Origin of the sequence: Flavobacterium sp. Sr18 (genome assembly GCF_011064265.1) — a bacterium.
GTDB lineage: Bacteria > Bacteroidota > Bacteroidia > Flavobacteriales > Flavobacteriaceae > Flavobacterium > Flavobacterium petrolei.
Map to the genome: position 1 here is coordinate 2,851,728 of NZ_CP049329.1, position 25,472 is coordinate 2,877,199.

Sequence of the window (25,472 nt, forward strand, 5' to 3'; positions counted from 1 at the left end):
CTAAATATATTCAGCAATGGTAGTGTAAAATTCTTCTGGTATGAACGGTTTAGTAATTACATCGTTCATGCCAAATGATAATAGCATCTCACGATTTTCATGCAGTGATATTGCGGTAAGCGCAATTATCGGAGTGCTAGTATCAAATTTCCGAATCGTTTTTGTAGCAATAGTTCCGTTGATGCCGGGTAAATGCACGTCCATAAGAACCAAATCAAATTTATTTTTGCGTACTAAATCAATAGCATCTTCACCATTATCAATAACCTCACAAATTATTTGTTTATTCAGAAGCATTTTTTTGGTAATCATTTGATTGATTTTGTTATCCTCCACCAACAGTATTTTTTTGTTCAATAACTTAGAATCGTAGTCAATTTTTGGCGTTGGTTCTGCCGTTAGGAGTTGTTCGCTAATTTTAAACGCTAATGCAAATGAGAAGGTGGAGCCTTGGCCCACGATACTTGAAAGTTCTATTTGTCCGCCAAGAATTTGAGTTAATTTTTTTACAATCGTTAATCCCAGACCCGTACCGCCGTATTTTCTATTGACTTCAATGGATCCTTGAGAAAAACTGTCAAAAACGCTTATTAATTTGTCTTCTGGTATTCCGATTCCGGTATCTGTTACTTCAAAATATAATGTCGCCGTTGGATGGTCTAAATTTTCGAGTTTTGCAATGATACTGACATTGCCATTTTTAGTAAACTTTAGCGCATTATTGATCAAATTTAATATGATCTGTGATAGTTTAGTTGGATCTCCAATTAAGTAATCAGGAATCGCAGGGTCAATTTCAAGTATAAAGTTATTGTTGTTGACAAAAGCCAGTTCTTTTAGTGAATTTTGAATGTCAGTCAAAAGCTGTTTTACGTTAAAACTGGTATATTCTATTTCAATATTATGAGACTCAATTTTATTTATTTCTAAAATTTCATTGATAAATTTCGTCAAATAATCTCCAGAAAATTTTAACGAAGACAAATAATCCATTTGCGTTTTCTTAGGATTTTCTTCCAGTAGTAAATGAGTAATTCCGTTTATGGCATTTAGTGGCGTTCGGAGTTCGTGGCTAACTGTCGAAAGGAATTCGGATCTTGCTCTGGATGCTTTTTCGGCTTTATCTTTTGCAATTTCTAATTCTTTATTTTTTTCTCTCAGTAACAAATTAGACTGATTTCGGATGATATTATTTTTGTATAAAGATAAACTTAATAGGGATAAAATAGAAATCAACGCAATAGCAAGTATACTAATCAGTTTTGAAAACTTGTTTGCTTTTTCTTGCTCTTTGAGTTGATTATCGGTTTGTATAATTTCCTTTAAGCGTTCGGATTCTTTGAATTTGGTGTAATCATCAATACCTAGTCTCTCGTTATTTAAAATTGCAATTCGTTCTTTTAAATTGAGATGTTGTTTTAAATAGGAATAGGCATTATTCTTATCCAGCATTTTTTCGTAAACGTTGCTTAAGGCAAGTAAAATATTAGATTTTTGTTCCAGATTATCGGCTTTACTGTTTAGGTCTAATGCTTTATTAAGATAGTTTAAAGCTAAATTATTCCTATTTTTTAGGGCTTCAATGCTTCCTGTTTGATATAAAGCTTCCGCTTTAGTATTTGATAAATTAGGATTGTCAGGCTTTGCAATTATTGTCTTAAAAACCGATAATGCTAAATCTAATTTATTTTTAGATTTATAAATTATTCCTCTTTGCAGGGTAAGTAATTCAGCTGTATCTGGAAATTTTAATAGAGTTTGAATGGTTTTGGCCTCATGGAGGTACATTGCTGCTCTATCAAAATTTTGTTTTGCCATGTAACATAAACCCATGTAGTAGTATGTGCCCGCTTCATTGTGACTCGGGTTTAAGTCTGTATATAAATCAGAACTTTTTTGCAATGATTTAATGGCATCATCATATTTTTTTAAATCGTGGTACAGTTTTCCAAGATTAAAGTGCTGAACTGCCTGATCTTGAATATTTTTATTTTTTTCTGCGAAAAGTATCGCTTTTTGGGTATATAATAATGCGTCTTTATAATTGTTATTTTGGATATTAGAGTTGCTCAAACTGCTATAATACGAAGTGCTGTCTGTTTTCTCATTTGGTTGAGAATACAAGAGTGCGGTAAAAAAAAGTACAAAAACGAAAAAATATTTCATTTGTAACTGATTTTTTATTGGTTGTTTTTCATATTGGTCAAAAGAATTAAATCAATTATTCTTGAGGAATATCCTATCTCATTATCATACCAACCTACCACTTTTACCATTTTATCGATAACTGAAGTGAGTTGTGCATCAAATATACATGAATTTTTATTGCCAATCACATCAACGGAAACAATAGGGTCTTCGGTATAATCCAAAATCCCTTTTAAATTTGTTTGTGCGGCAATTTTGAAAGCTGCGTTAATCTCATCAATAGTCACCGCACGTTTTACATTGAAAGTAATATCAGTCAAAGAACCATCGGGAACGGGCACTCGTATACCACAACCACCAATTTTACCTTCGAACTGTGGAAATATTTTTGTCAATGCTTTTGCTGCACCAGTGGTTGTAGGAACAATAGATTGACTTGCCCCGCGAGCTCTACGCAAATCTTTATGCGGTTGATCATGCAAACTTTGGTCTGTGGTGTAGGAGTGAATAGTCGTAATATAGGCTTGTTCTATACCACAAAGTTCATTGATTACTTTAATCATTGGAGCTGCATTATTGGTCGTGCAACTAGCATTCGAAATAATAGTTTCCGAGCCATCCAATATAAAATCATTTACGCCAAGTACTACCGTTTTTATAGTGTCGACTTCTGCTGGTGCAGAAAGAATCACTTTTTTGGCGCCAGCAATAATATGAGAATTCAATTCTTCAAAAGTCTTGTATTTCCCGGTAGATTCCACAACGTAATCAATGTCCAGACTTTTCCAATCCAGATTTGAAATATTTTTTTCATGAAAAAATAAAAAATGTTTTTCATCTACCAGAATTCCTTTCTCATCATCGCTGACTGCAAATGGCAAAACACCGTGAATACTATCGTATTTTACTAAATGTGCCATTGTTTTTTTATCAGCAATATCATTTATGGCAACCACTTGTATGGAGGGATGGTTTAAAAGTAATCGGAATAAATTCCTACCGATTCTTCCAAAACCATTTATGGCAATTCTTGTTTTCAATATTTTTTTGTTTAAAGTTTCAGGTTTAAAGTTGCTTAACTTGAAACTTTAAACCTGAAATATTTTTTTAAAGAATGTGTTTTTGTGCTTTGTAAGAGGAACGAACTAATGGCCCACTTTCTACGTGGCGGAAACCTAATTCCAAACCAAATTGCTCGTATTTCGCAAATTGTTCCGGTGTTATGAATTCTTTTACCGGTAAATGTTTTTTACTTGGTTGTAAGTATTGACCTATCGTAACAATATCAACATTGGCTTCACGCAAATCACGCATCGTTTGGTACACTTCCTCTTCTTTTTCTCCAAGACCAAGCATAATTCCCGACTTTGTTCTATTGATTCCTTTTTCTTTCAGGTAGCGCAATACTTCCAGACTTCGGTCGTATTTTGCCTGAATTCGTACTTCGCGGGTCAGCCTGCGAACAGTTTCAACATTATGCGAAACCACTTCCGGATTGGCTTCTACGATACGGTCGATGTTTCTTTCAATTCCTTGAAAATCTGGAATCAACGTTTCAAGAGTCGTATTTGGGTTCATTCTACGAATGGCTTTCACGGTTTCGATCCAAATAATAGAACCACCATCTTTCAAGTCATCTCTGTCAACGCTTGTAATTACGGCATGTTTGATGTTCATGATTTTGATAGAACGTGCCACTTTTTCAGGCTCATCCCAATCTACCGTTTCTGGTCGTCCGGTTTTTACACCACAAAAACCGCAAGAACGCGTACATACATTTCCTAAAATCATGAATGTAGCCGTTCCTTCGCCCCAGCATTCACCCATATTTGGGCAGCTTCCAGACGTACAAATCGTGTTCAAACTATATTTATCAACTAAGCCGCGCAGCTCAGTGTATTTTTGGCCTATTGGGAGTTTTACCTTCAGCCATTTCGGTTTTCCTACAGGTAAAGTATTTTCTAAAACAGTTTCCATATATCAATTTTTCGAAGTGCAAAGATAATGAAAGTTGCTCGAAGATTTCGACTGTATTAGTTTTGTTTGATTATTTTATGATTTGGTTAAACCAAAAAAGTGATTTGTATAAAAAAAGACCGCTTTTCAAGAGGTTTATGTTGAGAGATAAAGTTGTATGCATATTTCCATGAATACAAATAATTTATTTTTACGAATGTATGTATAAACTAATTAATTGAAAATGAGGTATTTAATTAAAAATTTTGTTAAATTTGATAGGAATCTTAAATTATATGATCATGGAAACAAATTTAGTAGATATTATGAAAGGATATGTTACCCCAGATGTTATTTCGAAAGCCAGTACAATGTTAAACGAATCAGAAAGTGGTGTTTATAAAGGTGTTTCAGCTGCTATACCAACATTGTTGATTGGATTAGTCTATAAATCAAATGATTCTAGTACAATGCAAAGCGTTATGAATTTAATAAATGATACAAGTGTACATTCTGGCGATGTTTTGTCAAATCTTCCTTCTTTATTGGTAGGGTATGAAAATACGACTGCCTTAAATACGGGTTCTAAATTAATGGCTTTGTTGTTCAAGAATAAGCAGTCAGATACCTCAGAAGTTATTGCACGGACTTCATCCATAAAAGAGTCTTCCGCAGCTTCTTTACTAGGAATGGCAGCTCCTTTAGTGTTGAGTTATTTTGCAAAATCAGGAATGACATTAAACAGTTTAAAGAGTTTATTGTCTTCGCAAAAAGAGAACATTCTTTCCGCAGCTCCGTCAGGCTTGAATTTCGGTGTTGGAAGCACAATTCACAAAGATAGCAGAGGGAAAATCCATGACGTTAGAAAAGCAGAAACTTCCTCCGCAAAATGGTTAATTCCATTATTGCTAGTGGGAGCAGGGCTTTTTGCATTATTTTTTTTCAGTAAAGGTTGTAATAGGAAAGAAGTAACACCAGTTGTCCCTACAGAAACGGTAGACACGGTAGCCAAGAAAATGGATGCAGCAGTAAATGAAACTCAAAATGCTCTAGGGAATTTTTTTAGGTTTAAATTGCCAAACGGAATTGAATTAAATGTACCTGAATTTGGAATCGAAAACAGATTGAATACATGGTTGACGGACAAAACGAAAGTCGTGGACAAAACAACTTGGTTCAATTTTGACCGTTTGTTGTTTGATACCGGAAAAGCAACTTTGCGACCGGAATCACAAGAACAACTGAAAAATATGGCCGAAATTCTAAAAGCCTATCCAGCGGTTGAACTCAAAATAGGAGGTTATACCGATAATGTTGGAGATCCAACTTTCAATTTGAAGCTTTCTGGCGATCGAGCAAAATCAGTTAAAGATGAGATGATAAAAATGGGTATTGCCAAAGAGCGTTTGGAATCAGAAGGATATGGACAACAATTTCCGGTTGCTTCAAATGATACCGAAGAAGGAAAAGCTAAGAATAGAAGAATTGCGGTGCGGGTTACCAAAAAATGAAGTACATCTTGTTCCGTATAATTTTGGAACGAATTATATCTAATCTAATGGAATAAAACAAAAGCAGAATCAAACGATTCTGCTTTTGTTTTGAGATTAATTCATCTGTACATTAATGGGAAGGTTATATGCAGTTCGCACTGGTTTTCCGGCAATCATTCCCGGCGACCATTTTGTTTTCAAGGATTTCAATACGCGAACAGCTTCTTTCCCCAAACCATAACCAGGATCTTTTTTTACCTGAATGTCAGTCATGCTGCCGTCCCTTTCAATTACGAAAGAAACATACACTCGAATCGAACCGCTGCCATCAATTTCTTGTTTTTCAAAATTGTTACCAACATAACTATAGAATTTATTAATTCCGCCAGGAAATTCAGGTAGTTTATCTAATGATAAGCTATTGACAATAGTATTTCCTGAATCCACAATTGGTATTGCAGTCTCCGTTCCAACTCCCGATGTAGAGGTTGGATTAATTCCTACGGTTCCTGTTCCCTCTGTAATTGTGTTTGTCACACTGGTATTATCGGTGTTTTTAGCAATGTCTTGATCAGCTTGTGACGCTTGTGTAATTATAGGGTTAACAAGTTGGGCACTTTCAACAGCTGTTTCTGGATTTTGTTTTTTGATTTCGGGCAAAACTTGTTTTTGGGTTTCCAAAATCTGGTTTGGTACAATATCCGATAATTGAACTACTGTTTTAGAAAAATCAGGTATTATGGCTGTAACATCATTGTTCGGACTAAAATGACTAATTAATGTTGGTAGACTAAAAAGCGAGGCTAATAGAAGTATTCCCATAAACAGTGCTCTTAAAGAAGTTTTAGTGGCTTCTTGTCGCAACTGATACGCTCCATATTCTTTGTTTCTGTCTTGAAAAACTAGGTTGATCCAACCGGTTTCGTAAATGCTTAATTTTGACATAATTTATGGATTTAAAGGTTAAGTAGTAATTAAATCATAAGCAAAAGATGTTTTTATTTCACAACGTATAAAATAGGAATTGTAGTATATAAACTTAGTATTTATTTTTCATTAAATTGATTTTATGTTTATTTATTTAACTAAAAGAGTAAATAATTATTAGCTATGTTGATTTTAGGTGATATTATCAATAAAAAAAGCGCATCCAAGTTAATGAATGCGCTTTGCAAATGTGTAAATGTTTTATAAATTGGATTTAGAAAGCATATTTAAATCCAATTTGTATTTGAAATGGATTTCCTGAAAGCGAAGGAAGTCCTGCATTATTTACTCTGTAATTAAATTGTTGTCTGGTGCTGTCAAATCCAGGAACTGCAGCTGTTGTTCCTGATGCGGGTGTTCCTAAAGCATATAAAGACTGACTTCCCAACGATTTATTTACACCCCATTCTTTGTTTAATAAATTGGCAACATTAAATACATCTGCTGTAAATTCCACGAATTGTTTTTTGTCTAGCGCAATCTTTTTGCTGATTCTGACATCAACAAGACCATAAAAGTCATTTATTCCGCCGTTTCTCTCGGCAATTTTACCAGAGTATTTAGTGATATAGTCTTTCAAACTTTGGCTGGCAGCCGGATTATCAAGTATGGTTTGTAATCCTGTTTTTATATTTTGGGGAACTGCAGGATTATTAATGTCAAATATATACGCTAAATCATTGGATGAAGTGACAAAATCGGCATTTGTATTTCCTCCTGACAATAAACTGTAGCGTGTACCGCCAATACCAGAATAACGAACACCAACACTGAAACCATAAAAAGTTGGCAACGTTCCATAAAACACCACTTTATGACGGAAATGATTATCAGAATAACTCATTTTGCTCAAGTCTCTTGGATCATCTTCTACCGGTAAAACTAAAGTTGCTGTATTAGCTACGTTTCCGTTAAATGAAGTATTGTCTTTGGTATCATTCAAGGTATAGCTGGCAGATATTTCACCATCTTTAAAATAGCGATACGTAGCATCTACCACCATTGCAAATTGATTGACTTTACCTTCGCTGTTTAATTCTAAAACACGGCCTAATTTATTGCTGATACGCCCTTGCATCCAGTCTCCAGCACCATTTGCAGGCATTGAACTTGCTGGAACGTAAACGCCACGATTGCCTTCATTTGCCAAAGTAAAAAATGGATTCGCAACCATATTGCGGTCTACATAAACATAGTTATTGCGTCCTAAAGTAGCATAACCCGCAATCCCTGCTTTCAATTTATCAGTGAAAAAATGCGAGTAAGATGCATTTGCTTTATAGACAACCGGAACTTTAGCATCTGTTCCAGTGAAATTGATAGTAGGTAATTGGAACGCATCCAAAGTTGGAATACTAGCATAGTTATTTCGATAATCAATGAAATTTGGCAACGGAACATTTGGAGATCTCACATCAACAGTCGCGGTGTGATTTCCATCAAAATATAAGTTGTTGATGACCGCATAATTATTTAAATCAGAAGCAAAAATTCCAGCTCCAAAGCGAATATAATCTTTGTGGTTCTCATTTACATCCCAAGACAATTGCACTCTTGGTTGAAGAATTGCTGACTGAAGTTTATTATCCGTACGAATAGCCAATTCATCAAAAACTAATTGATTAAAGGTGGCTGTTGGATACTTGGCATAATCAAATCGCAAACCTACAGTCAGGTCTAATCCCACGCCAATTTTAGTTTGCAACTGACCATAAATTCCAGCGTTTAAAATGTTTGAAATCACAGTAGGATCAGCTACTAAAGGTACTTCTCTGTAGTAACGATAGGGTGTTTGATTGTTGAAATTTGCAACACTGTTAAAATGAAAACGACCGTTTACCTCGCTGCCATATAATGATTTTGCATTGGTTTGCATTAAATCAAAACCAAAAGTGTATTTCACTTTGTCCGTGTTATAGTAGATGTTATCAACAATTTGAAAAACATTATTGGTGAATTTTTCCTGCGCAAATCGATGTCCACCAATTTGGATGTTTGTGGTTCTCACTGCTCCATTAATAGTTGAAGCCACATTTTCTACAATAGCACGTGGGATATTGTAAGAAGGCAATTGATCACCCGGATTACTGTCCTGAAAAGTGTATAAATGTTGTACTTTCAGTTCATTTGTAACTTTTGCATTGACTTTTGTTCGCAAAGAAGCTAAAATACTGTTGTCAATATTTAAATCATCACCAAATGATTCATATAAATTGATGGTCGTATTATCTTGTAGTCCTAGTTTATTGTTGTCGTAAGTAAAATTATTACGGACAGTCAATAAATTATTACTGTTAATTTGCCAGTCTATACGAGCGAAAGCAGCATCCGAATTCCTTTTTTTATCAAATGTTCCGTATTGTGGCGAGTCTGAAACACCATATTTATTGCGGGCTATGGTCACAAAATTATCTAATGTCGCTCTTGTAACATTGAAACGCAATTCGTCCTCTGGGGATTGAACATCAGCAATGATCAAGGGACGCGAATCTTGTTGGTGGTCCCAAGCTATAAAAAAATGTAATTTATCTTTAATGATTGGTCCGCCAAGAGTGAAACCATATTGGGACGTAGAAAAATCATTTTGGCGTCTGTTTCCTCTAATGTCGTACGGACTTGACAGCCAGTCTGCACGATTATAAGCAAACATGCTTCCTGTAAATTCATTTGTTCCTGATTTAGTCACCGCACTTACTGTCCCGCCGCCGCTTCGACCGTAACTTACGTCATATTGGTTGGTAACAACCTTGAATTCTCTCACGGCTTCAATGGAAATCGAGTACGGTGCACCGCTTCGACTGGTTGTAGACCCCGCTGAAGTTGGGTTTTTGGCGTTCATTCCATCCAATGTGTAATTTGTAGAGGAAGCTAGTTGTCCTGAAATATTTCCGCCTCTGGTTAAAGGAGACAAATCCATTAAGCTGGTAAAATTTCTTCCGTTGACCGGTAACGCGTTGATTAGTTGTGCTGTTACAGCTGTAGCTGCCCCTAAATTTCCGGTTTTGTTTTTCAAACCTCGTCCTACAACTTCAACTACTTCTAAGTTTTGAATGTCGTCCTGCATCAGAATTTCGATATTTATTAAATCCCCTTGATTTAATGTGTAACCGGAACGCTGTTGTTCTCCAAAACCTAAGGCTTTAACGCTGATGGTATACGGTCCGCCTAAAGGAAGTTCTTTGAAGGTAAAAACACCTTTGAAATTAGATAATGAATTGGTTTTAAATCCTGTTGATTCATTTCGGATTTGAACTGTTGCATCTTTAAGAGGCTCTGAATTATTGCCTAAAACAATACCTGAAATAGAGGCTTGAGTTGTTTGGGCAAAATTTGTAGTGCCAACAAAAACAGTCAGTACCATCGTTAATAAAAATAATTGGAGTTGTTTCATGAATACTATTTTTTTGTTTTTTAGTGCTCACAAAGGAATTGACTAATCGAAAAAAGGCTGTTATTTTAACAATAACTGTAGAATACTTTTGTGTTAATGAAACCTTAAAAACCGAGTATTAAAACGACTTTTTTTAAGATATTGTTAACCAAATATGACCAAGAAGGATCGAATTTCTTTAGGTAAAATAGTCTTAATTTAATCCTTTCTTAATGTTTGATTCTGGCGGTTCATCTATTTTTACTACAAAACTTAAATAAACATTATGAAATTCACTACACTATTATTGGCTTCAACAGCAGCCTTATTATTATCGAATTGCGGTTCGAATAAATTTGTGGTTTGTGGGCACAGAGGTGCGATGGGACACGAAACCGAAAACACATTGGCATCCATAAAAAAGGGAATGGAATTAAAAGCTGATATGTTAGAAATCGATGTTTTTAAAATTAAAACGGGTGAATTGGTAGTTTTTCATGATGATGATTTGGATCGCATAACGAACGCAAAAGGAAAAATCGAAGAATATACTTTCGAAGAATTGAGAAAAGTTTTGGTTGCCGGGAAACATCAAATCCCAACTTTACAAGAAGTGATTGAGACAATAGATAAAAAAGCAGTTCTTAATATTGAGTTGAAAGGAACTAACACCGCAACGGATACGTATAGAATTATAGAAGAATACAAGAAAAAAGGGTGGAGAAATAAAGATTTTTTTATATCCAGTTTTCGAATAGGGGAATTGCAAAAAATGAGGTCTTTGAGTTCTGAAATAGCTATTGGGTTGCTTACCTATAAAGATCCTATTGAGACTGTTATTAAAACAGGAAAAGAACTCAAAGCACAGGCAATAAATCCCTATTTTAAAACCTTAACGGCAGAAAATGTTGCGATAATGAAAGCGAATAATTTTAAAATATATCCTTGGACCGTCAATGAACCTGCAGATATTAAAAATTTACAACAACTTAAAGTAAGCGGTATTATTACGGATTATCCGGAAAGAATTGTTAGATGATTTTTTAGAAATATAATTGCTTTGATTTAACGAAGTGGTCTAAAATTAATTTAGATCACTTTTTTGCTTTTAGATAATTAAGAATCGATGCTGATTTTTTAAAATAATATTACCTTTTATTCTGAATGATTTCTGCCAGAAGTTTTTTGGCGCGAAGCAATTTAATCTTGACATTGCTCAAGGGTTCGTTAATTTTAGTGGCAATTTCTTGGTAACTCATTTCCTGAAAATAACGCAGCTGAATCACTTCTTGATAATGGGGTTTCAATTCTTTGATGAATTGCAGTAACTGAGATAAATTTTGTTCCGTAATCAATTCGTCTTCCGCGGATGGAGTGGTGTCGGCAATATTGTAGGCTTGTTGGTCTTGTTCATCGGTAATTTCGACAAAAAGACTTGATTTCTTTTTTCGTAATAAATCGATGTGTACGTTTTTTGCAATAGCAATAAGCCAAGTATTAAATTGAAATTCCGAGTTATAAGTGGCGATTTTATCAAATGCTTTCGAGAACGTTTCAATGGTAATATCCTCAGCATTGGTTTCGTTTTCGGTACGTTTCAGCATAAAACCGTACACTTCATTCCAGTAATGATTCAATAGAAAAGTAAAGGCAACCTGATCGCCTTGTTTCGCTTTTTCTATTTGTTTGTTTATTTCCAATGTACCGGTTTTGAGAATGTATTTGTTATAAAGATATTGATTTGTGTAAAGAGCAAGACCAATTCAAGTATAGGATACCAATATACAACATCTTTTTCTTTTAATTTACCTGCTGAAAATCCTACTATAATCCAAGTTATAATATATCTAAGCACTATTAAGCATAGCACTAAAATCCATTGGAATTGAAAAGAAAGCAGTACAATAGGTAATAAAACAAATAACAATTGCGAGCAGTAGAATGCTCCTAACTGCAATTTGTCAAAAGGTTTGTAATAATTTGCCGTAGCAACATGTCTTCTTTTTTGAATCCACCAGTCTTTGAAAGATGTTTTGGGTTTAGAAACCGTAAAACTTTCTGGACTATAAGCAATGGTTGTATTTTTAGCTTTTGCTGCTTGGTTTACAAATAAATCATCATCACCAGATCGAATTTGCATGTGTTCGATGAATCCATTTACACTAAAAAACTCTTCCTTTTTATAGGCTAAATTCCTTCCGACACCCATGTAAGGATGTCCAATTTTTGCCCATGAAAAATATTGAATTGCAGTCAATAAAGTTTCAAAACGAATTATTTTATTCAGAAACGAATTTGGGATTTTTTCATATTTACCATAACCCAAAACTATTGTTTTCTGCATCGTAAATTGAGAACTCATTGCGGTAATCCACTCTTTCGAAGTTGGGTAGCAATCTGCATCAGTAAATAATAAATACTCTTTTTTCGCGGCTTTTATTCCTAATGTCAGAGCATATTTTTTGTTTCCCCAAAAAGCTTCGTTGTTCTCTACTTTTACCAAACGAACATTAGAATATTGTTTTTCAAAACCTTCAAAAATATCCAAAGTAGCGTCACTTGATGCATCATCTATCAGAACAATTTCAAAATCAGGATAGTTTTGTTCTGCAAGCAGAGGAATAAAATTAACAATATTTTCCTCTTCGTTTTTGGCACAAACAATCACCGAAATCGGGATTCTTTTTGGTGTGAATTTTTGCACTTTAGCAAAAGCAAATTTTCCAAAAACACCCAGATAATACAAAATTTGAACCGAAACAATAAAAATAAAAAAGTAAAGAATTAGTATAAGCATCTGAGTTTAATGAGTTTTTAAATCGAGTGCAAAGGTATGAATAGAATTGTGAATTGTTAAATACTATCTGTGAATTTCGCAATAATTTATCGAGGACAGTTCTTCATTTCATTTGCAACAGCAATGGCTTGGAAATCTTCTGTTTTTTCTAACTCAGAAATGATGTTTTGATGGTTTTTTTCATCTCTGTTTTGAGACAATTTTCTCGTGGCTTGGATTTCAGTAATTTCAATTTCAAACGCAACGATACCACGAGTTTGCATCATGGTTTTCTTCGATAAATCTGCTATACGAACCGGGTTTTTAGAATTTTGTTCGTACTTATCAACTAGTTTTTTTAAGGATTCGATGACAGCTTCTCCTTCAATAATCTTGATTTTCCCATACACATGAACGGCAATATAGTTCCAAGTAGGTACATTTTCATGATCGTACCAAGAAGAAGAAATATAGGAATGTGGTCCTGTAAATACTGCTAAAACTTGGTCGTTGTCTATAAAACCATTCCATTGTGGATTTTCTTTAGAAATGTGCCCGTACAAAATTTCGTTGCCTTCTTCATTGGTTTCCAGCTCTAACGGAATATGTGTAGCGCACAATTTTCCGTTGGTTTGATTAATTAGAATACCAAAGCTGTTCTCTTGCAGAAATTTTTTGATTTCTTCTTGATTCTCGTTTTTATAGATTTCTGGTGTGTACATACTTTAATAAGTTAGGTCTTTTAATATTAGAGTAAACATAAAATTAATCAATTTGTTATCCGCTAATCTAAGGAGTCAAACACTCTTTTTTTTATTAAATAACATTTACTTCCGCTTCAATATGAATTCCAAACATTTTAAAAATAGTCTCCTGAATATCCTTAGAAACATTCAAAATTTCTTGACCTGTAGCATTGCCATAATTCACTAAAACTAAAGCTTGATTTTTATGAATTCCGGCATCACCAAAACGTTTTCCTTTGAAACCGGCTTGTTCAATCAACCAGCCTGCAGGGACTTTTACTTCGGTTTCTGAAATATCGAAATATTTCATTTCAGGAAATTGCTGATGAATTTTTTCGAAATCTGATTTCAATAGAATTGGATTTTTAAAAAAACTTCCACTGTTTCCTAGTTCTTTTGGGTCGGGTAATTTACTTTGTCGAATGTTAATTACGGCATTACTGACGTCCTTTAAAGTTGGATTTATGATGTTATTTTTGGCTAATTCAGATGAAATATCTCCGTAAGAAGTATTGATTTTATGATTTGTTTTTGTCAATTTAAAGACAACCGAAGTAATGATATATTGGTTTTTTGCTTCGTTTTTAAAAATGCTTTCTCGGTATCCAAAATGACATTCTTCCTTTGTAAAGGTTTTCATTTCCTGACTTTCTATCGTCATTGCTTCGCAGGAAACAAAAGTATCTTTGATTTCGGTTCCGTAGGCTCCTATGTTTTGGACCGGCGTGGTTCCCACATTTCCCGGAATGAGCGACATGTTTTCTAAACCACCAAAATTTTGATTGATGGTCCAAAGCACAAATTCATGCCAGCTTTCGCCTGCCTGACTTTCGACCAACACAAAATTTTCATTTTCTTCAAGGATTTTTTTGCCTTTCAAATCGATATGAATGACAAGCGCATCAATGTTTTTTGTCAAAAGCATGTTGCTGCCTCCACCTAAAATAAATTTTTGCTGCGTTTTATTTTCTTGTAAAATAGTTTTCAAATCCTGCACAGAATGTACGGCGATAAACTGTTTTGCTTTGGCTTCAATCCCAAATGTATTGTATTTTTTTAAAGAGAAGTCAGGTAATATTTCCATAAAAGAAAGTGCGTTTTGTGTTGTTGAATCCTGCACCAAAAGTAAGAATTAAAATGTAGTTGTTGGTGATTTTTGACAATCAGAAAGAATCTCTTAATTCAGAAACAGCTTATTTTACATTTAATCCATCGATTAACTCGTGGTATTTATTGGCAATAATTTTCATATTAGTACTGTAATCTGCATTTTTTACTACAAATTTTCTGTTTTCAGAAACTGCTTTTTCTCTATATTCTTTATTTTCAAACGCCCAGATTAATTCTTCGGTAAGCTTTTTATAGTCGTCAACAGAAATTAATTGACCGTTTTTGCGATGCTTGATCCAGCTTTTATTTCCTGCAATATCACTTACTATTGGATAACAGTTTGTAGCCATCGCTTCAAATAAAGATGCCGAAACGCCTTCTGTTATTGGCATACTGATGTAAATGTTAGATTCTTGCAACAGTTTTGGTAAAACGGTGTTTTGAATTCGTCCGGTAAAATTGACTTTGTTTTCGATGTTTAATTTTTTTGCTAATTCTTTTAATGTAGCAAGTTGTGTTCCGTCACCTACAATTGTAAGAACGAAATCGATACCTTTTTGGTTTAAAATGGCAAATGATTTTAGAATAATATCATGTCGGTATTCCGGTAGTAAAGAACGCGTTACGATGGCGCAAATTTTTTCTGGATTGGCCGTGTTTTGATTTCCAAAGTGTACTAAATCAATTCCCTTTGGTAGTACTAAAACCTTGCTCATGTCAACTTTTGCCTCCATCATAGAAATAGACATGACGGGACCCCAAGCGTGGATTAAATCGGCTTTTTGAAAAGCATACTTTTGAATAATTTTTTTTAGCGGAAGGGAAATAGATTTCTCAGGCCATAAATCGGTTCTGCCTTGTTGTGCTATTGCTATTGGTTTTACGCCGGATAATGCAGCAAGAAAACCATAACTGGTGGTTCTTTCCGCAATAACCATGTCCGGTTTTTGAACTTTTATTAGTTTCCTGATTTTAAAAATGGCTAATTCAAATTCTAAAACCCTTAAAATTCTGTTTTTAAAACCAGTACTAGGCGTTTTTAATTCCCAAGTAATGATTTCAAAATCACCAAATTCCTTGAGTCCGTTCATCCAAGTGATGGCATCGGCTCTGTAGGATTCGCCAAGAAAAAGTATTTTCCTTTTTTTCATTACAATTACTCCGACGTTAAAGCGCGATTGATGTAATCGTTCAACGGTTTTAGCGCAATTAGTTTTTGGCTCATAACGGCAACAAAATCTTTTTTGGATGCTGCGCTGAAATCAATTTTTTGAGAGGCTTCAAAGCTTTTTAATTTTAATAATTCTATCGCCGGATGTTCTTTATCGTAACCTCGGGGTGGATTTTTTAAAGTGTCTTTTTCATTGCGATCAAAATCTTCAAATTCACTTTTGAAATCTTTTTCAGCAAGAATAGCTTCTAAATCCTCATAAAAAAACGCTATTTCTTTACGCATTTTTTTTAAATCTTCAGACTCTGGACAATACAGTCCGCCGGCTATAAAACTGGCTCCTTTTTCAAGGTGAATGTAATAGCCAGATCGATTAAGCCCTTTGGCACCAGACGAAAGCCAGATTCCTAAGTGTGATTTGTAAGGCGTTTTATCCTTAGAAAACCGAATGTCACGATTGATTCTGAACGTACAATTTTTGACTTCCAGCATTTCCAGCGATGGATCCAGCGGTTTCATGGCGTCCAGTAAATCAGCAACTAATTGTTGGTAATCTTTCTTGAATGCTTCGTATCTTTTTTTGTTTTCCAGAAACCAATCCCTATTATTATTAGCTTTTAAATCATCCAGAAATTGCAATGTGTCTTTTGAAAGCATCTTGAGTTATTGTATTTGTTTTCTTAATTCCTCTTCGCTTATAAAACCGGAATGTTTCCATTGTACTGCTGCATTTTCATAAAGCAATAAAGTAGGGAGCTCACTAATTTTCATTTCGGTCATCAAGGTTTTATTTTTGTCAGCATCAAGACGAATAATAGTTACTTTATCTGCTAATTCTTTCTCCATTTGCAAAAGATACGGTTTCATTTTTTTGCAGGGCGCACACCATTCCGCATAAAAGTCAATCAATACTTTTTTGTCAGAGTTGACTAATTTGTTGTATTCCTGCATGGTCATTCCTGTGATTTTGTTATCCGGTTTAGACAATCCTGCAGCATCCCATTTTAATATTCCGCCTTGCAATTGATAAATATTTGTAAAACCAAGTTCTTCCAGTTTTTCAACGGCACTCTGGCTTCGTCCGCCGCTTTTGCAATACACGAAAACTGGTTTTGTTTTATCCATTTTTTCGGCACCGGCAACAAAATTGTTTCCTAACCAATTTACATTTACAGCCTTGTCAAGATGATTGGCGGAAAATTCTTCCGGTGTTCGGACATCGAGGATTTGTGGATTTGGAGTAGCAGCAATTTTTTCGCTAAAAGCTTTTGCATCGATTGTTTGGCTTTTTTTTGAAGTTTGTCCGTTACAGGAAAAGATCACAAATGATATGATTATGAGGAATATTGGATGAAATTTCATTGTTTTTTTATTTAAATTTGAATACGCTAAATTAGGTAATTTTTCAATTTTCAGACCTTATAAAGTACTAAATAAAAGTTATAAGTTAAAAATTTTATAGCTCTGATGCGTCGATTTTACAATCACTTCGGTGCGTTCCGGATGGGTATCTGAAATGAAAAGCTGTCCAAAAGTATCGCTGTTGACCATTTCGATTATTTTTGCCACACGACTTTCGTCTAATTTGTCAAAAATATCATCAAATAACAGAATTGGTTTGACACCGCTTTGTTTTTTTAGAAACTCAAACTGCGCTAGTTTCAAAGCTATCAAATACGATTTTTGTTGGCCTTGCGAGCCAAATTTCTTTATTGGATGTTCATCAATTTCAAAGGCCAAATCGTCTTTGTGAATTCCCACGCTAGTATAGTGCAAAGCACGATCTTTATTGATGTTTTCCTGCAAAAGGGTCAATAAATCTTTTTCAAATAAATGACTTTGATATACGAGTTGAACTGTTTCTTGCGAACCTGTTATAGCTTGATGATGGGTATTGAAAATAGGAATGAATTGTTCTATAAATTCTTTCCTTTTTTCGAAAATATATTGTCCAAAACCGGTCAGTTGCTCATTATATATAGACAGCGTGTCAGTTTCGAAAACATGATTTAACGCAAAATATTTCAGTAAAGCATTGCGTTGGCTCATCACTTTCTGGTATTGAATGAGTTGCTGCAAATAATGGGAGTCCAGTTGCGAGATTACACTGTCCATGAATTTTCGTCTGGTTTCGCTTCCTTCCACAATCAAATCTCTATCGGCAGGAGAAATAATCACCAAAGGAATAAATCCAATGTGATCTGAGAATTTATCGTACGCTTTGCCATTGCGTTTCAATATTTTTTTCTGGCCTTTTTTAAGACTGCAGACAATTTGTTCCGTTCTTTCGTTTTTTTCAAATTCAGCGTCAATCACAAAAAATTCTTCGCCATGTTTGATATTTTGAACTGCTAATGGATTGAAATAGCTTTTTCCGTACGACAAATGATAAATAGCATCTAGCACATTTGTTTTACCAATTCCGTTTTTGCCTACAAAACAATTTATTTTAGTGTCAAAATCGAAATTGGCTTCGGAGAAATTCTTATAATTGAAAAGTGAAATTTTTTTTAAATACATGGGTAAGGCTTGCTGGTATTGAGAACTTTGCTGTTTTTAAACAGGTTTTTCAAAGTGGGTGCAAATTATTGAAAAATATCGATAAAACCCTCTTTTCTGTTTTTTCTATCAGAATTATTTTGTCTTTCGAAACAAAGAATCTGGTAGGATATTTTTTTTAAATATAAAAGCATATTTTTTGTGTGGGTTTGAATAAAAATTTTATTTTTGCGACTCACTAAATTAAATTTAAATGGCTACTTACAATAAAAGAGGATATAAAGCACCAAAAGAAAAAGAAGTAAAAGAAGAAGGAGTTGAAGCAGTAATCATTGATGAAAAAGACAGCACAACAGCTGAGGTTTTTTCAAAATTAGACGAAACGGCTACAATAACGGAGGATTTTGTTGCTAAAAATCAAAAAGTTATTATTGGATTAGTTGCCGTTGCTGCTTTAGTTACAATTGGTTATTTAGCGTATCAGCGATTTATTGCTGCGCCAAAAGAAGATGAAGCTGCTAATGAAATGTTCGTTGCACAACAAAATTTTCAAAAAGCTACTGATGGAGTTGCAAGTGACTCATTATATAAGTTATCTTTGAATGGTTCAGAAGGGAAATTTGGATTCTTGAAAATAGCTGATGAATATTCTGGTACTGATGCCGGAAATTTAGCAAATTATTATGCTGGAATTGCATATTTGAACACCGGAAAATATACAGAAGCGATTGATTATTTAAACAAGTTCAAATCAGATGATATTGTTCTAAGTGCTTTGGCAAAAGGAGCAATAGGTGATGCTTACTCCCAAAAAAATCAACCAAAAGAGGCTTTAGAGAATTATGTAAAAGCTGCTACTGCTAATAAAAATGATTTCACTACGCCACGTTTCTTATTGAAAGCAGGAAAAACTGCTCTTGCTTTAGGTAATAAAGCGGATGCATTGAAATATTTTACAGATATTAAAGAAAATTATGAAGCTACTCCAGAAGGTGCTTCAGTTGATGTTTTGATAGGATTGGCACAATAGTAAAAAATGATATAAGATTGGTGATTTAAGATTGTAGAATTTTGTTTTCAAAATGCTATCTTTAATATCTGAAATCAAAATTCTAAAATCAAAATTTTAAAATCAAATGGCTACCGAAAATAAAAATTTATCCGAATACGACAAAAACACGGTTCCCAATGCGAAGAAATTTCGTTTTGGAATTGTAGTTGCAGAGTGGAACGAAACCATCACCGAAGGTCTTTTTGATGGTGCGTTCAAAACACTGTTAGAAAACGAAGTTCCTGCTGGGCAAATTATTCGTTGGAATGTTCCTGGAAGTTTTGAGCTTGTTTATGGTGCTAAAAAGATGTTGCAAACTCAAAATGTTGATGCCGTAATCGTTATCGGTTGCGTCATTCAAGGTCAAACGAAACATTTTGATTTTGTTTGCGAGGGAGTAACACAAGGAATAAAAGATTTGAATGTTCAAACGGATGTTCCGGTTATATTTTGTGTTCTTACGGATAACACGATGCAGCAATCCATTGATAGAAGTGGAGGGATTCATGGAAACAAAGGAACCGAAGCTGCTATTGCGGCGATTAAAATGGCTTATATACGTCAACAATCATCATTGTCACATCAAATAGATAATCAACATTTATTGTCTGCAGGTGCAATACAATTGGAAGAAGGTACGCCTTTAGAATTGAAGGAATAAACAATCAAAATACAAGTTATTAAACCTATATTATCTCAAAAATAGTATAGGTTTTTTGTTTTTTTTTATGATTAAATAAGCTTCCATTCCGAGCTGAAATTTATTAAATTTGTAGTTCTTGGTTTTATAATAAACTATTGTCACCCTAAGCACAGACGAAGGGCTAATTTTAAATTTGAATTTTTTAATGTCGAGTATAATTCAATTACTTCCTGATCATGTTGCCAATCAAATTGCTGCTGGAGAAGTTGTTCAAAGACCGGCTTCGGTTGTCAAAGAGTTGCTTGAGAACGCAGTAGATGCTAGGGCAACAGATATCAAATTAATTATTAAAGATGCAGGAAAAGCCTTGGTACAAGTAATTGACAATGGTTTAGGAATGAGCGTTACGGATGCACGTTTGTGTTTTGAACGTCATGCTACTTCTAAAATCCGTCAAGCTGAAGATCTATTTTCGTTGCACACAAAAGGGTTTCGTGGTGAAGCATTAGCTTCTATAGCAGCGATTGCGCATGTAGAAATGAAAACCAAGCAAGACCAAGAAGAGTTGGGGACGCATATCATCGTTGAAGGCAGTAAATTTGTCTCGCAAGAGGTAGCTGTTTTGCCAAAAGGAACTTCATTTGCAGTCAAGAATCTATTCTTTAATATTCCAGCGCGACGCAATTTCTTGAAGTCGGATACCGTCGAATACCGTCATGTGATTGATGAGTTTCAGCGTGTGGCTTTGGCTCACTCCAATATTCATTTTACATTTTACCACAACGGCAGTGAAATGTTCAATTTGCCTCCATCAACTTTACGCCAGCGAATTGTAAATATTTTTTCGGGTAAAACCAATGAAAAATTGGTGCCAGTTCAAGAGGAAACAGAGATAGTGACAATTCAAGGATTTGTAAGCAAACCTGAATTTGCCAAAAAAAATCGTGGCGAACAGTTTTTCTTTGTCAATGATCGATTTATAAAAAGTGGTTATTTGCATCATGCTGTTATGGCCGCCTATGACGGAATCTTGAAAGACGGTGCTCAGCCCAGTTATTTTTTATATTTAACGGTGCCGCCAAATACCATTGATATCAACATTCATCCCACTAAAACGGAAATTAAGTTCGATGACGAGCATGCATTGTATGCTATTTTGAGAGCTTCTATAAAACATAGTTTGGGTCAGTTTAATGTAGCGCCAGTTTTGGATTTTGATCGCGATTCTAATTTAGATACGCCTTATCATTACAAAGATTTAACCGGTGAAACGCCTACAATTCAGGTTGATGGAAACTTCAATCCGTTTTCCGAAGAAAAACCTAGCAAGCAATTTTCCAGTTACAGAAAACCGGAACCAACTGCTAATTGGGAAAGTCTTTATGTTGGTTTAAAACAAGATACGGATGAAATAGGACAGATGACATTTGAGAATGAAGAAGTAACTTCGTCTTTGTTTAATGATGAAGAAGTAGAGCATTCTGTTCATAAAACGTATCAAATTCATAAAAAATACATTGTTTCTTCCATAAAATCAGGAATGGTAATTGTTGATCAGCAACGGGCGCATCAACGCGTTTTGTACGAACAGTTTTTGGTTAATATGACCGTTCATCAAGCATCAAGTCAACAGTTGTTATTTCCTTTGAACTTGTTTTATTCGTCAAGCGAAATGGAACTCATTGCTGAACTGCAATTGTCATTACGAAACACAGGGTTTATTTTTGAAGAAAATAATACGGATCATATTGTTATTTCCGGAATACCGGTTAACGTAACGGAGAGCGAAGTTTCATTGGTTTTAGAACAATTATTAAGCGATTTGCAGGACGGAATTCCGGAAAGCAGTTTCAGTCAGAACGATACGATTGCCAAATCAATGGCCAAAAGTTTAGCCGTGAAAACTGGAACACACCTCACAGAAAAAGAACAGGAAAACTTGGTCAACGGGCTTTTTGCCTGTAAAGACCCCAATGTTTCTCCATTTCATAAACCCACTTTCATCACCATGCGTGTGGAAGATTTAGATAAAAAATTTGCAATATGAGAAACGTAACTGAAACTGTAAAACAATTAATTATTATTAACGTATTGTTTTTTGTAGGAACTTTAATAATTGGCGATGCAGCCTACAAAATATTGGCGTTATATTTTCCTGAAAATCCTAGTTTCCAGTTGTGGCAACCGGTGACGCATATGTTCATGCATGGAGGTTTTATGCATATATTCTTCAATATGTTTGCGTTATATTCTTTTGGATCTGCTTTAGAACAAATTTGGGGAAGCAAAAAGTTTTTGTTTTTCTATATTTCCTGTGGGTTAGGCGCTGCATTGTTGCACACAGGTGTAAATTATTACTACTTTCAAGAAAGTTTGAACACACTTATTGCAAATGGCTTTCCTAAACAAGAGGTTTTACAGCTATTGAATGAAGGGAAAATAAATACAAGATGGCAGGAAATCTTATCCGTTTCTGATTTTCAAAATTTCACTAGTGCTTATATGGGAACAGCTGTTGGTGCATCGGGTGCTATTTATGGAACAATCGTAGCCTTTGCATTTATGTTTCCTAATGCTGAACTGGCTTTGATGTTTATTCCTGTGCCTATAAAAGCAAAATATTTTGTTCCTGGTTTAGTGCTAGTCGATTTGTATTTAGGTATTTCCGGAAAATCAATTTTTGGAGGTGGCGGAATTGCTCATTTTGCTCACGTTGGTGGTGCTTTGTTTGGTTTTATTATTATGTGGTACTGGAAGAAAAATCAGTTTAATAAAAACCGTTGGAATTAAAATTGTAATTTCATTTAAATAGTACGAATTCACTATCAGTTTTTAAATCCCAATTACATTATGAATATTATTGACGACCTGAAATTACAATATAAGATGGGAGGAATAGTGACTCAGCTAATCTTTTGGAATGCTGCTTTGTTTGTTTTTCCGTGGTTATTTTTTGCGCTTTTATCTTTGTTGGGTGTCAATATTGATTATCTTCATTATGTGAGTTTATCCTCTGATGCGGCGCTGTTACTCTGGAAACCATGGTCGTTGCTTTCGTATGCTTTTTTTCACAGCGGCATCATGCACATCGTTTTTAATATGATTGTTTTAAACTTTTCAGGCAGATTATTTATGACTTTTTTCACATCGAAGCAATTAGTAGGGCTGTATATGTTGAGTGCTATTTTTGCTGGAATATGTTATATTTTGGTTTTTTATATTTTAAATATTAATGCGCCAATTGTAGGGGCTTCTGCGGCAATTATGGCGATTTTAGTCGCTACTACAACTTATTATCCTTTGATGGACCTTCGTTTATTGATTATCGGAAATGTCAAGTTGTGGCATGTTACTGCCGTAATTATTATTATTGATTTAATGCAGCTGCGTTCTGAAAACATGGGCGGACACATTTCTCATCTTTCAGGTGCTTTTTTTGGTTTTATTTTTATTAAATTGCTACAAAATGGAACGGATTTAAGTGTTGGTGTTTCTCGTGTAATTACTTTTTTTGCCAATTTGTTCAAGAAAAATACTTCGACACCGTTCAAAAAAGTGCACAAAAATTACAGCAAGCCAGTAGAGAAAACTGTTTCGAAAATAGTTACAAAAGATAAATCACAACAACAAATTGATGAAATTTTAGATAAAATTAGTCAGTCTGGCTATGATAGTTTGACAAAAGAAGAAAAGGAATTTTTGTTTAAAGTGGGAAAATAATTTTCAAATCGGCTGTCAACTATTTGTAATAAAAAAAATTGAGAAAATGAAAAATTTGTCATGGTTTAATAAAGGGATGTTTTTTTTGAATATTATTTTAACTCTTGTCACTTTCATTGCCTATGTTTTGCCTTTTTTGGCACCAAAATCATTTCCGCTTTTGTCTGTTTTGACGCTTTTTATGCCTCTTTTTTTTGTTTTCAATGCGCTGTTTTTTATTTATTGGGCATTTCAGTTCAAAAAACAATTGATTGTATCGGGTTTGGTTTTATTGATAGGAATCACTTTTATAAATAAGTTTTACAAGTTTTCTTCTCCTAAATTTTCTAAAGAAGAAAAAGATTTTACTGTCATGAGTTATAATGTTCGGTTGTTGAATGTATTTAAGTGGATCGACAGAGATGATGTTCCTTCGGATATTTTAGCCTTCATCAATGACAAAAACCCCGATATTTTGTGCATGCAAGAGTATTCTCCTTCTGCCGATATTGATTTGAAAGTGTATCCGCACCGGTATATTTTTACCGATGGAAACCAAATTAAAACCGGTCAGGCCATTTTTTCTAAATTTCCAATTATCGATCAGGGAAATATAATTTTTCCTAATTCCAGCAATAACGTCGTATTTGCAGATATCAAAAAAGGGAAAGATATCATCAGAGTTTACAATATGCATTTGCAGTCTATCAAAATTTCTCCTGATGTGAACGAGATTGATGAGAATATAGATGCTATAAATCAGCAAAAATCACAAATGCTTTTCATCAGAATAAGTAAGGCGTTCAAGCAGCAACAGCAACAAGCAGAATTGTTCAAAGAGCACAAAATGAAATGTATTTACCCAACTATTATTTGCGGAGACATGAATAACAGTGCTTTTTCTTATGTCTACAGAAGTATAAAAGGTAAGATGAAAGATAGTTTTGAAGAAGCGGGAACTGGTTTTGGAGAAACCTATAAGTTCAGGTATTATCCAGCGCGAATTGATTACATTTTTGCTGATGAAAAAATGAAGGTTAAGAGTTTTGAGCATTTTCCAAGTTTTGTAAACTCGGATCATTTCCCTATAATGGCAAGATTATCGTTAGAGTAATAACCACTTTAAAAAACTATTTGATAATTAGTTTTTGGGTTTTTAAATATTCAGCAGCATATTTCCCCTCATTAAAAAGTAAATCCAATACACTAAGGTTGTTGATAAATCCATATTTGTCATCAAAAACCTGTGTATAGTTTTCAAATAACGAAAGGTCTTTTTTTCCGTTTACCAACGCTCTGACATCTGTAATTATAGCTGTGTCTACATCATGAAAATACTCAGTTGTAGTTTTATAATCAATTTTCATTCGAAGACATTTGGACAGAATAGCCAACGCTTCAAAATTTAGATCCAACAAAAAATCATGTTTTTTTTCAAAAAGCGGTCGAATATCATCTTCAAAAAATTCGAAAAAAGGCGAATTTCTATAAGCTGCTTCTAGTGATTTGAAATGTTGTTTTTGCCAGTCAAAATCAGTTTCTATTCTAATATCTTTCGTTTTTTGATGGCTTTCTTTCGAATGCTTTACTGGTATATTTAATAACTGAATGCCGTTTGGACTGTAAATATAAGTGCGATTGCGGTTTGTCTGTTTCTGGAAATTATCTTCTATTTCAAATGTAATATTTTCTGATTGAGCCATAGCCACAAAATGGCTGATTGATGGGAAATAGGTGGGATGGAGGAGAATTTCCATATGATAATTTGTTATTTTAAAGTTTAAAGTTCAAGGCAGTCGTCTGACTTTAAACCTTAAACTTTA

Annotated in this window: 22 protein-coding genes; 8 read left to right on the forward strand and 14 right to left on the reverse strand. The window is 34.3% G+C overall.

Annotated features, from left to right (window positions below):
- The 3 genes from G7A72_RS12645 to lipA form a co-directional block, all read right to left on the reverse strand.
- Complete coding sequence (locus G7A72_RS12645; protein ID WP_165152722.1) at nucleotides 1-2,166, reverse strand: ATP-binding protein; 2,166 nt, start codon at nucleotides 2,164-2,166, stop codon at nucleotides 1-3.
- 14 nt (nucleotides 2,167-2,180) lie between these two features.
- Nucleotides 2,181-3,188: a type I glyceraldehyde-3-phosphate dehydrogenase gene (gene gap / locus G7A72_RS12650; RefSeq protein ID WP_113666419.1), complete on the reverse strand. Its 1,008-nt coding sequence runs from the start codon at nucleotides 3,186-3,188 to the stop codon at nucleotides 2,181-2,183.
- A 67-nt stretch (nucleotides 3,189-3,255) separates the two neighbouring features.
- A complete protein-coding gene (gene lipA, locus G7A72_RS12655) occupies nucleotides 3,256-4,125 on the reverse strand; it encodes a lipoyl synthase (protein WP_165152723.1) in 870 nt (289 codons plus the stop codon).
- Nucleotides 4,126-4,406: 281 nt separating this feature from the next.
- Between lipA and G7A72_RS12660 the strand changes: the two genes are divergently transcribed.
- Complete coding sequence (locus tag G7A72_RS12660; protein WP_165152724.1) at nucleotides 4,407-5,615, forward strand: DUF937 domain-containing protein; 1,209 nt, start codon at nucleotides 4,407-4,409, stop codon at nucleotides 5,613-5,615.
- Nucleotides 5,616-5,711: 96 nt separating this feature from the next.
- On the opposite strand, the gene G7A72_RS12665 is transcribed toward G7A72_RS12660, so the two are convergent.
- Entirely contained in the window at nucleotides 5,712-6,542 is an 831-nt protein-coding gene (locus tag G7A72_RS12665; protein WP_113666418.1) for an energy transducer TonB, read from the reverse strand.
- Nucleotides 6,543-6,798: 256 nt separating this feature from the next.
- The gene (locus G7A72_RS12670) at nucleotides 6,799-9,975 is read right to left on the reverse strand and encodes a TonB-dependent receptor (protein ID WP_165152725.1); all 3,177 of its coding nucleotides are present in this window, start codon (nucleotides 9,973-9,975) and stop codon (nucleotides 6,799-6,801) included.
- A gap of 265 nt (nucleotides 9,976-10,240) precedes the next feature.
- Here G7A72_RS12670 and G7A72_RS12675 point away from each other — a divergent pair, with 265 nt between their 5' ends.
- Nucleotides 10,241-10,993, forward strand: a complete 753-nt coding sequence (locus G7A72_RS12675; protein ID WP_165152726.1) for a glycerophosphodiester phosphodiesterase family protein — start codon at nucleotides 10,241-10,243, stop codon at nucleotides 10,991-10,993.
- Between the two features lie 109 nt (nucleotides 10,994-11,102).
- Here G7A72_RS12675 and G7A72_RS12680 read toward each other — a convergent pair whose 3' ends face one another.
- The 8 genes from G7A72_RS12680 to G7A72_RS12715 all read right to left on the reverse strand — a co-directional run bounded on the left by G7A72_RS12680 (nucleotide 11,103) and on the right by G7A72_RS12715 (nucleotide 18,277).
- Entirely contained in the window at nucleotides 11,103-11,654 is a 552-nt protein-coding gene (locus tag G7A72_RS12680) for an RNA polymerase sigma factor (protein WP_165152727.1), read from the reverse strand.
- Nucleotides 11,645-12,751: a glycosyltransferase gene (locus G7A72_RS12685; RefSeq protein WP_165152728.1), complete on the reverse strand. Its 1,107-nt coding sequence runs from the start codon at nucleotides 12,749-12,751 to the stop codon at nucleotides 11,645-11,647. The genes G7A72_RS12680 and G7A72_RS12685 overlap by 10 nt, the downstream gene beginning before the upstream one ends.
- An 86-nt stretch (nucleotides 12,752-12,837) precedes the next feature.
- Nucleotides 12,838-13,452 carry an FMN-binding negative transcriptional regulator gene (locus G7A72_RS12690; RefSeq protein WP_165152729.1) on the reverse strand — a complete coding sequence of 205 codons (615 nt, stop codon included), beginning with the start codon at nucleotides 13,450-13,452 and terminating at the stop codon, nucleotides 12,838-12,840.
- Between the two features lie 94 nt (nucleotides 13,453-13,546).
- On the reverse strand, nucleotides 13,547-14,560 hold the full coding sequence (gene murB, locus G7A72_RS12695; RefSeq protein ID WP_165152730.1) for a UDP-N-acetylmuramate dehydrogenase: 1,014 nt from the start codon (nucleotides 14,558-14,560) through the stop codon (nucleotides 13,547-13,549).
- 109 nt (nucleotides 14,561-14,669) lie between these two features.
- Nucleotides 14,670-15,737, reverse strand: a complete 1,068-nt coding sequence (locus G7A72_RS12700) for a glycosyltransferase (RefSeq protein WP_165152731.1) — start codon at nucleotides 15,735-15,737, stop codon at nucleotides 14,670-14,672.
- Between the two features lie 5 nt (nucleotides 15,738-15,742).
- Entirely contained in the window at nucleotides 15,743-16,414 is a 672-nt protein-coding gene (locus G7A72_RS12705; RefSeq protein WP_113666411.1) for a DUF2461 domain-containing protein, read from the reverse strand.
- A gap of 6 nt (nucleotides 16,415-16,420) precedes the next feature.
- Nucleotides 16,421-17,119, reverse strand: coding sequence for a thioredoxin domain-containing protein (locus G7A72_RS12710; RefSeq protein WP_165152732.1), 699 nt, complete (start codon nucleotides 17,117-17,119; stop codon nucleotides 16,421-16,423).
- Nucleotides 17,120-17,197: 78 nt separating this feature from the next.
- Nucleotides 17,198-18,277, reverse strand: a complete 1,080-nt coding sequence (locus tag G7A72_RS12715; RefSeq protein ID WP_113666409.1) for a DNA replication/repair protein RecF — start codon at nucleotides 18,275-18,277, stop codon at nucleotides 17,198-17,200.
- Between the two features lie 232 nt (nucleotides 18,278-18,509).
- Between G7A72_RS12715 and G7A72_RS12720 the strand changes: the two genes are divergently transcribed.
- From G7A72_RS12720 to G7A72_RS12745, 6 genes are all read left to right on the forward strand, one after another.
- Nucleotides 18,510-19,286, forward strand: coding sequence for a tetratricopeptide repeat protein (locus G7A72_RS12720; protein WP_113666407.1), 777 nt, complete (start codon nucleotides 18,510-18,512; stop codon nucleotides 19,284-19,286).
- A 106-nt stretch (nucleotides 19,287-19,392) separates the two neighbouring features.
- Complete coding sequence (gene ribH, locus G7A72_RS12725; protein WP_113635146.1) at nucleotides 19,393-19,968, forward strand: 6,7-dimethyl-8-ribityllumazine synthase; 576 nt, start codon at nucleotides 19,393-19,395, stop codon at nucleotides 19,966-19,968.
- Nucleotides 19,969-20,155: 187 nt separating this feature from the next.
- The gene (mutL, locus tag G7A72_RS12730; protein WP_165152733.1) at nucleotides 20,156-21,997 is read left to right on the forward strand and encodes a DNA mismatch repair endonuclease MutL; all 1,842 of its coding nucleotides are present in this window, start codon (nucleotides 20,156-20,158) and stop codon (nucleotides 21,995-21,997) included.
- Nucleotides 21,994-22,740: a rhomboid family intramembrane serine protease gene (locus G7A72_RS12735; protein ID WP_113666404.1), complete on the forward strand. Its 747-nt coding sequence runs from the start codon at nucleotides 21,994-21,996 to the stop codon at nucleotides 22,738-22,740. The genes mutL and G7A72_RS12735 overlap by 4 nt, the downstream gene beginning before the upstream one ends.
- A gap of 60 nt (nucleotides 22,741-22,800) precedes the next feature.
- On the forward strand, nucleotides 22,801-23,670 hold the full coding sequence (locus G7A72_RS12740) for a rhomboid family intramembrane serine protease (RefSeq protein ID WP_165152734.1): 870 nt from the start codon (nucleotides 22,801-22,803) through the stop codon (nucleotides 23,668-23,670).
- A gap of 46 nt (nucleotides 23,671-23,716) precedes the next feature.
- On the forward strand, nucleotides 23,717-24,763 hold the full coding sequence (locus tag G7A72_RS12745; protein WP_113666402.1) for an endonuclease/exonuclease/phosphatase family protein: 1,047 nt from the start codon (nucleotides 23,717-23,719) through the stop codon (nucleotides 24,761-24,763).
- A 16-nt stretch (nucleotides 24,764-24,779) separates the two neighbouring features.
- Here the strand turns inward: G7A72_RS12745 and G7A72_RS12750 are convergent, their stop codons facing one another.
- Nucleotides 24,780-25,406: a WbqC family protein gene (locus G7A72_RS12750; RefSeq protein ID WP_165152735.1), complete on the reverse strand. Its 627-nt coding sequence runs from the start codon at nucleotides 25,404-25,406 to the stop codon at nucleotides 24,780-24,782.
- Nucleotides 25,407-25,472 lie beyond the last annotated feature (66 nt).

Coding starts and splice junctions, on each gene's coding strand:
- ribH (WP_113635146.1), top strand. CDS start 19,393: ATGGCTACCGAAAATAAAAATTTATCCGAATACGACAAAAACACGGTT.
- lipA (WP_165152723.1), bottom strand. CDS start 4,125: ATGGAAACTGTTTTAGAAAATACTTTACCTGTAGGAAAACCGAAATGG.
- G7A72_RS12720 (WP_113666407.1), top strand. CDS start 18,510: ATGGCTACTTACAATAAAAGAGGATATAAAGCACCAAAAGAAAAAGAA.
- G7A72_RS12660 (WP_165152724.1), top strand. CDS start 4,407: ATGGAAACAAATTTAGTAGATATTATGAAAGGATATGTTACCCCAGAT.
- G7A72_RS12710 (WP_165152732.1), bottom strand. CDS start 17,119: ATGAAATTTCATCCAATATTCCTCATAATCATATCATTTGTGATCTTT.
- G7A72_RS12670 (WP_165152725.1), bottom strand. CDS start 9,975: ATGAAACAACTCCAATTATTTTTATTAACGATGGTACTGACTGTTTTT.
- G7A72_RS12750 (WP_165152735.1), bottom strand. CDS start 25,406: ATGGAAATTCTCCTCCATCCCACCTATTTCCCATCAATCAGCCATTTT.
- G7A72_RS12735 (WP_113666404.1), top strand. CDS start 21,994: ATGAGAAACGTAACTGAAACTGTAAAACAATTAATTATTATTAACGTA.
- G7A72_RS12700 (WP_165152731.1), bottom strand. CDS start 15,737: ATGAAAAAAAGGAAAATACTTTTTCTTGGCGAATCCTACAGAGCCGAT.
- G7A72_RS12645 (WP_165152722.1), bottom strand. CDS start 2,166: ATGAAATATTTTTTCGTTTTTGTACTTTTTTTTACCGCACTCTTGTAT.
- G7A72_RS12675 (WP_165152726.1), top strand. CDS start 10,241: ATGAAATTCACTACACTATTATTGGCTTCAACAGCAGCCTTATTATTA.
- G7A72_RS12745 (WP_113666402.1), top strand. CDS start 23,717: ATGAAAAATTTGTCATGGTTTAATAAAGGGATGTTTTTTTTGAATATT.
- G7A72_RS12665 (WP_113666418.1), bottom strand. CDS start 6,542: ATGTCAAAATTAAGCATTTACGAAACCGGTTGGATCAACCTAGTTTTT.
- G7A72_RS12715 (WP_113666409.1), bottom strand. CDS start 18,277: ATGTATTTAAAAAAAATTTCACTTTTCAATTATAAGAATTTCTCCGAA.
- murB (WP_165152730.1), bottom strand. CDS start 14,560: ATGGAAATATTACCTGACTTCTCTTTAAAAAAATACAATACATTTGGG.
- G7A72_RS12705 (WP_113666411.1), bottom strand. CDS start 16,414: ATGCTTTCAAAAGACACATTGCAATTTCTGGATGATTTAAAAGCTAAT.
- mutL (WP_165152733.1), top strand. CDS start 20,156: ATGTCGAGTATAATTCAATTACTTCCTGATCATGTTGCCAATCAAATT.
- G7A72_RS12740 (WP_165152734.1), top strand. CDS start 22,801: ATGAATATTATTGACGACCTGAAATTACAATATAAGATGGGAGGAATA.
- G7A72_RS12690 (WP_165152729.1), bottom strand. CDS start 13,452: ATGTACACACCAGAAATCTATAAAAACGAGAATCAAGAAGAAATCAAA.
- G7A72_RS12685 (WP_165152728.1), bottom strand. CDS start 12,751: ATGCTTATACTAATTCTTTACTTTTTTATTTTTATTGTTTCGGTTCAA.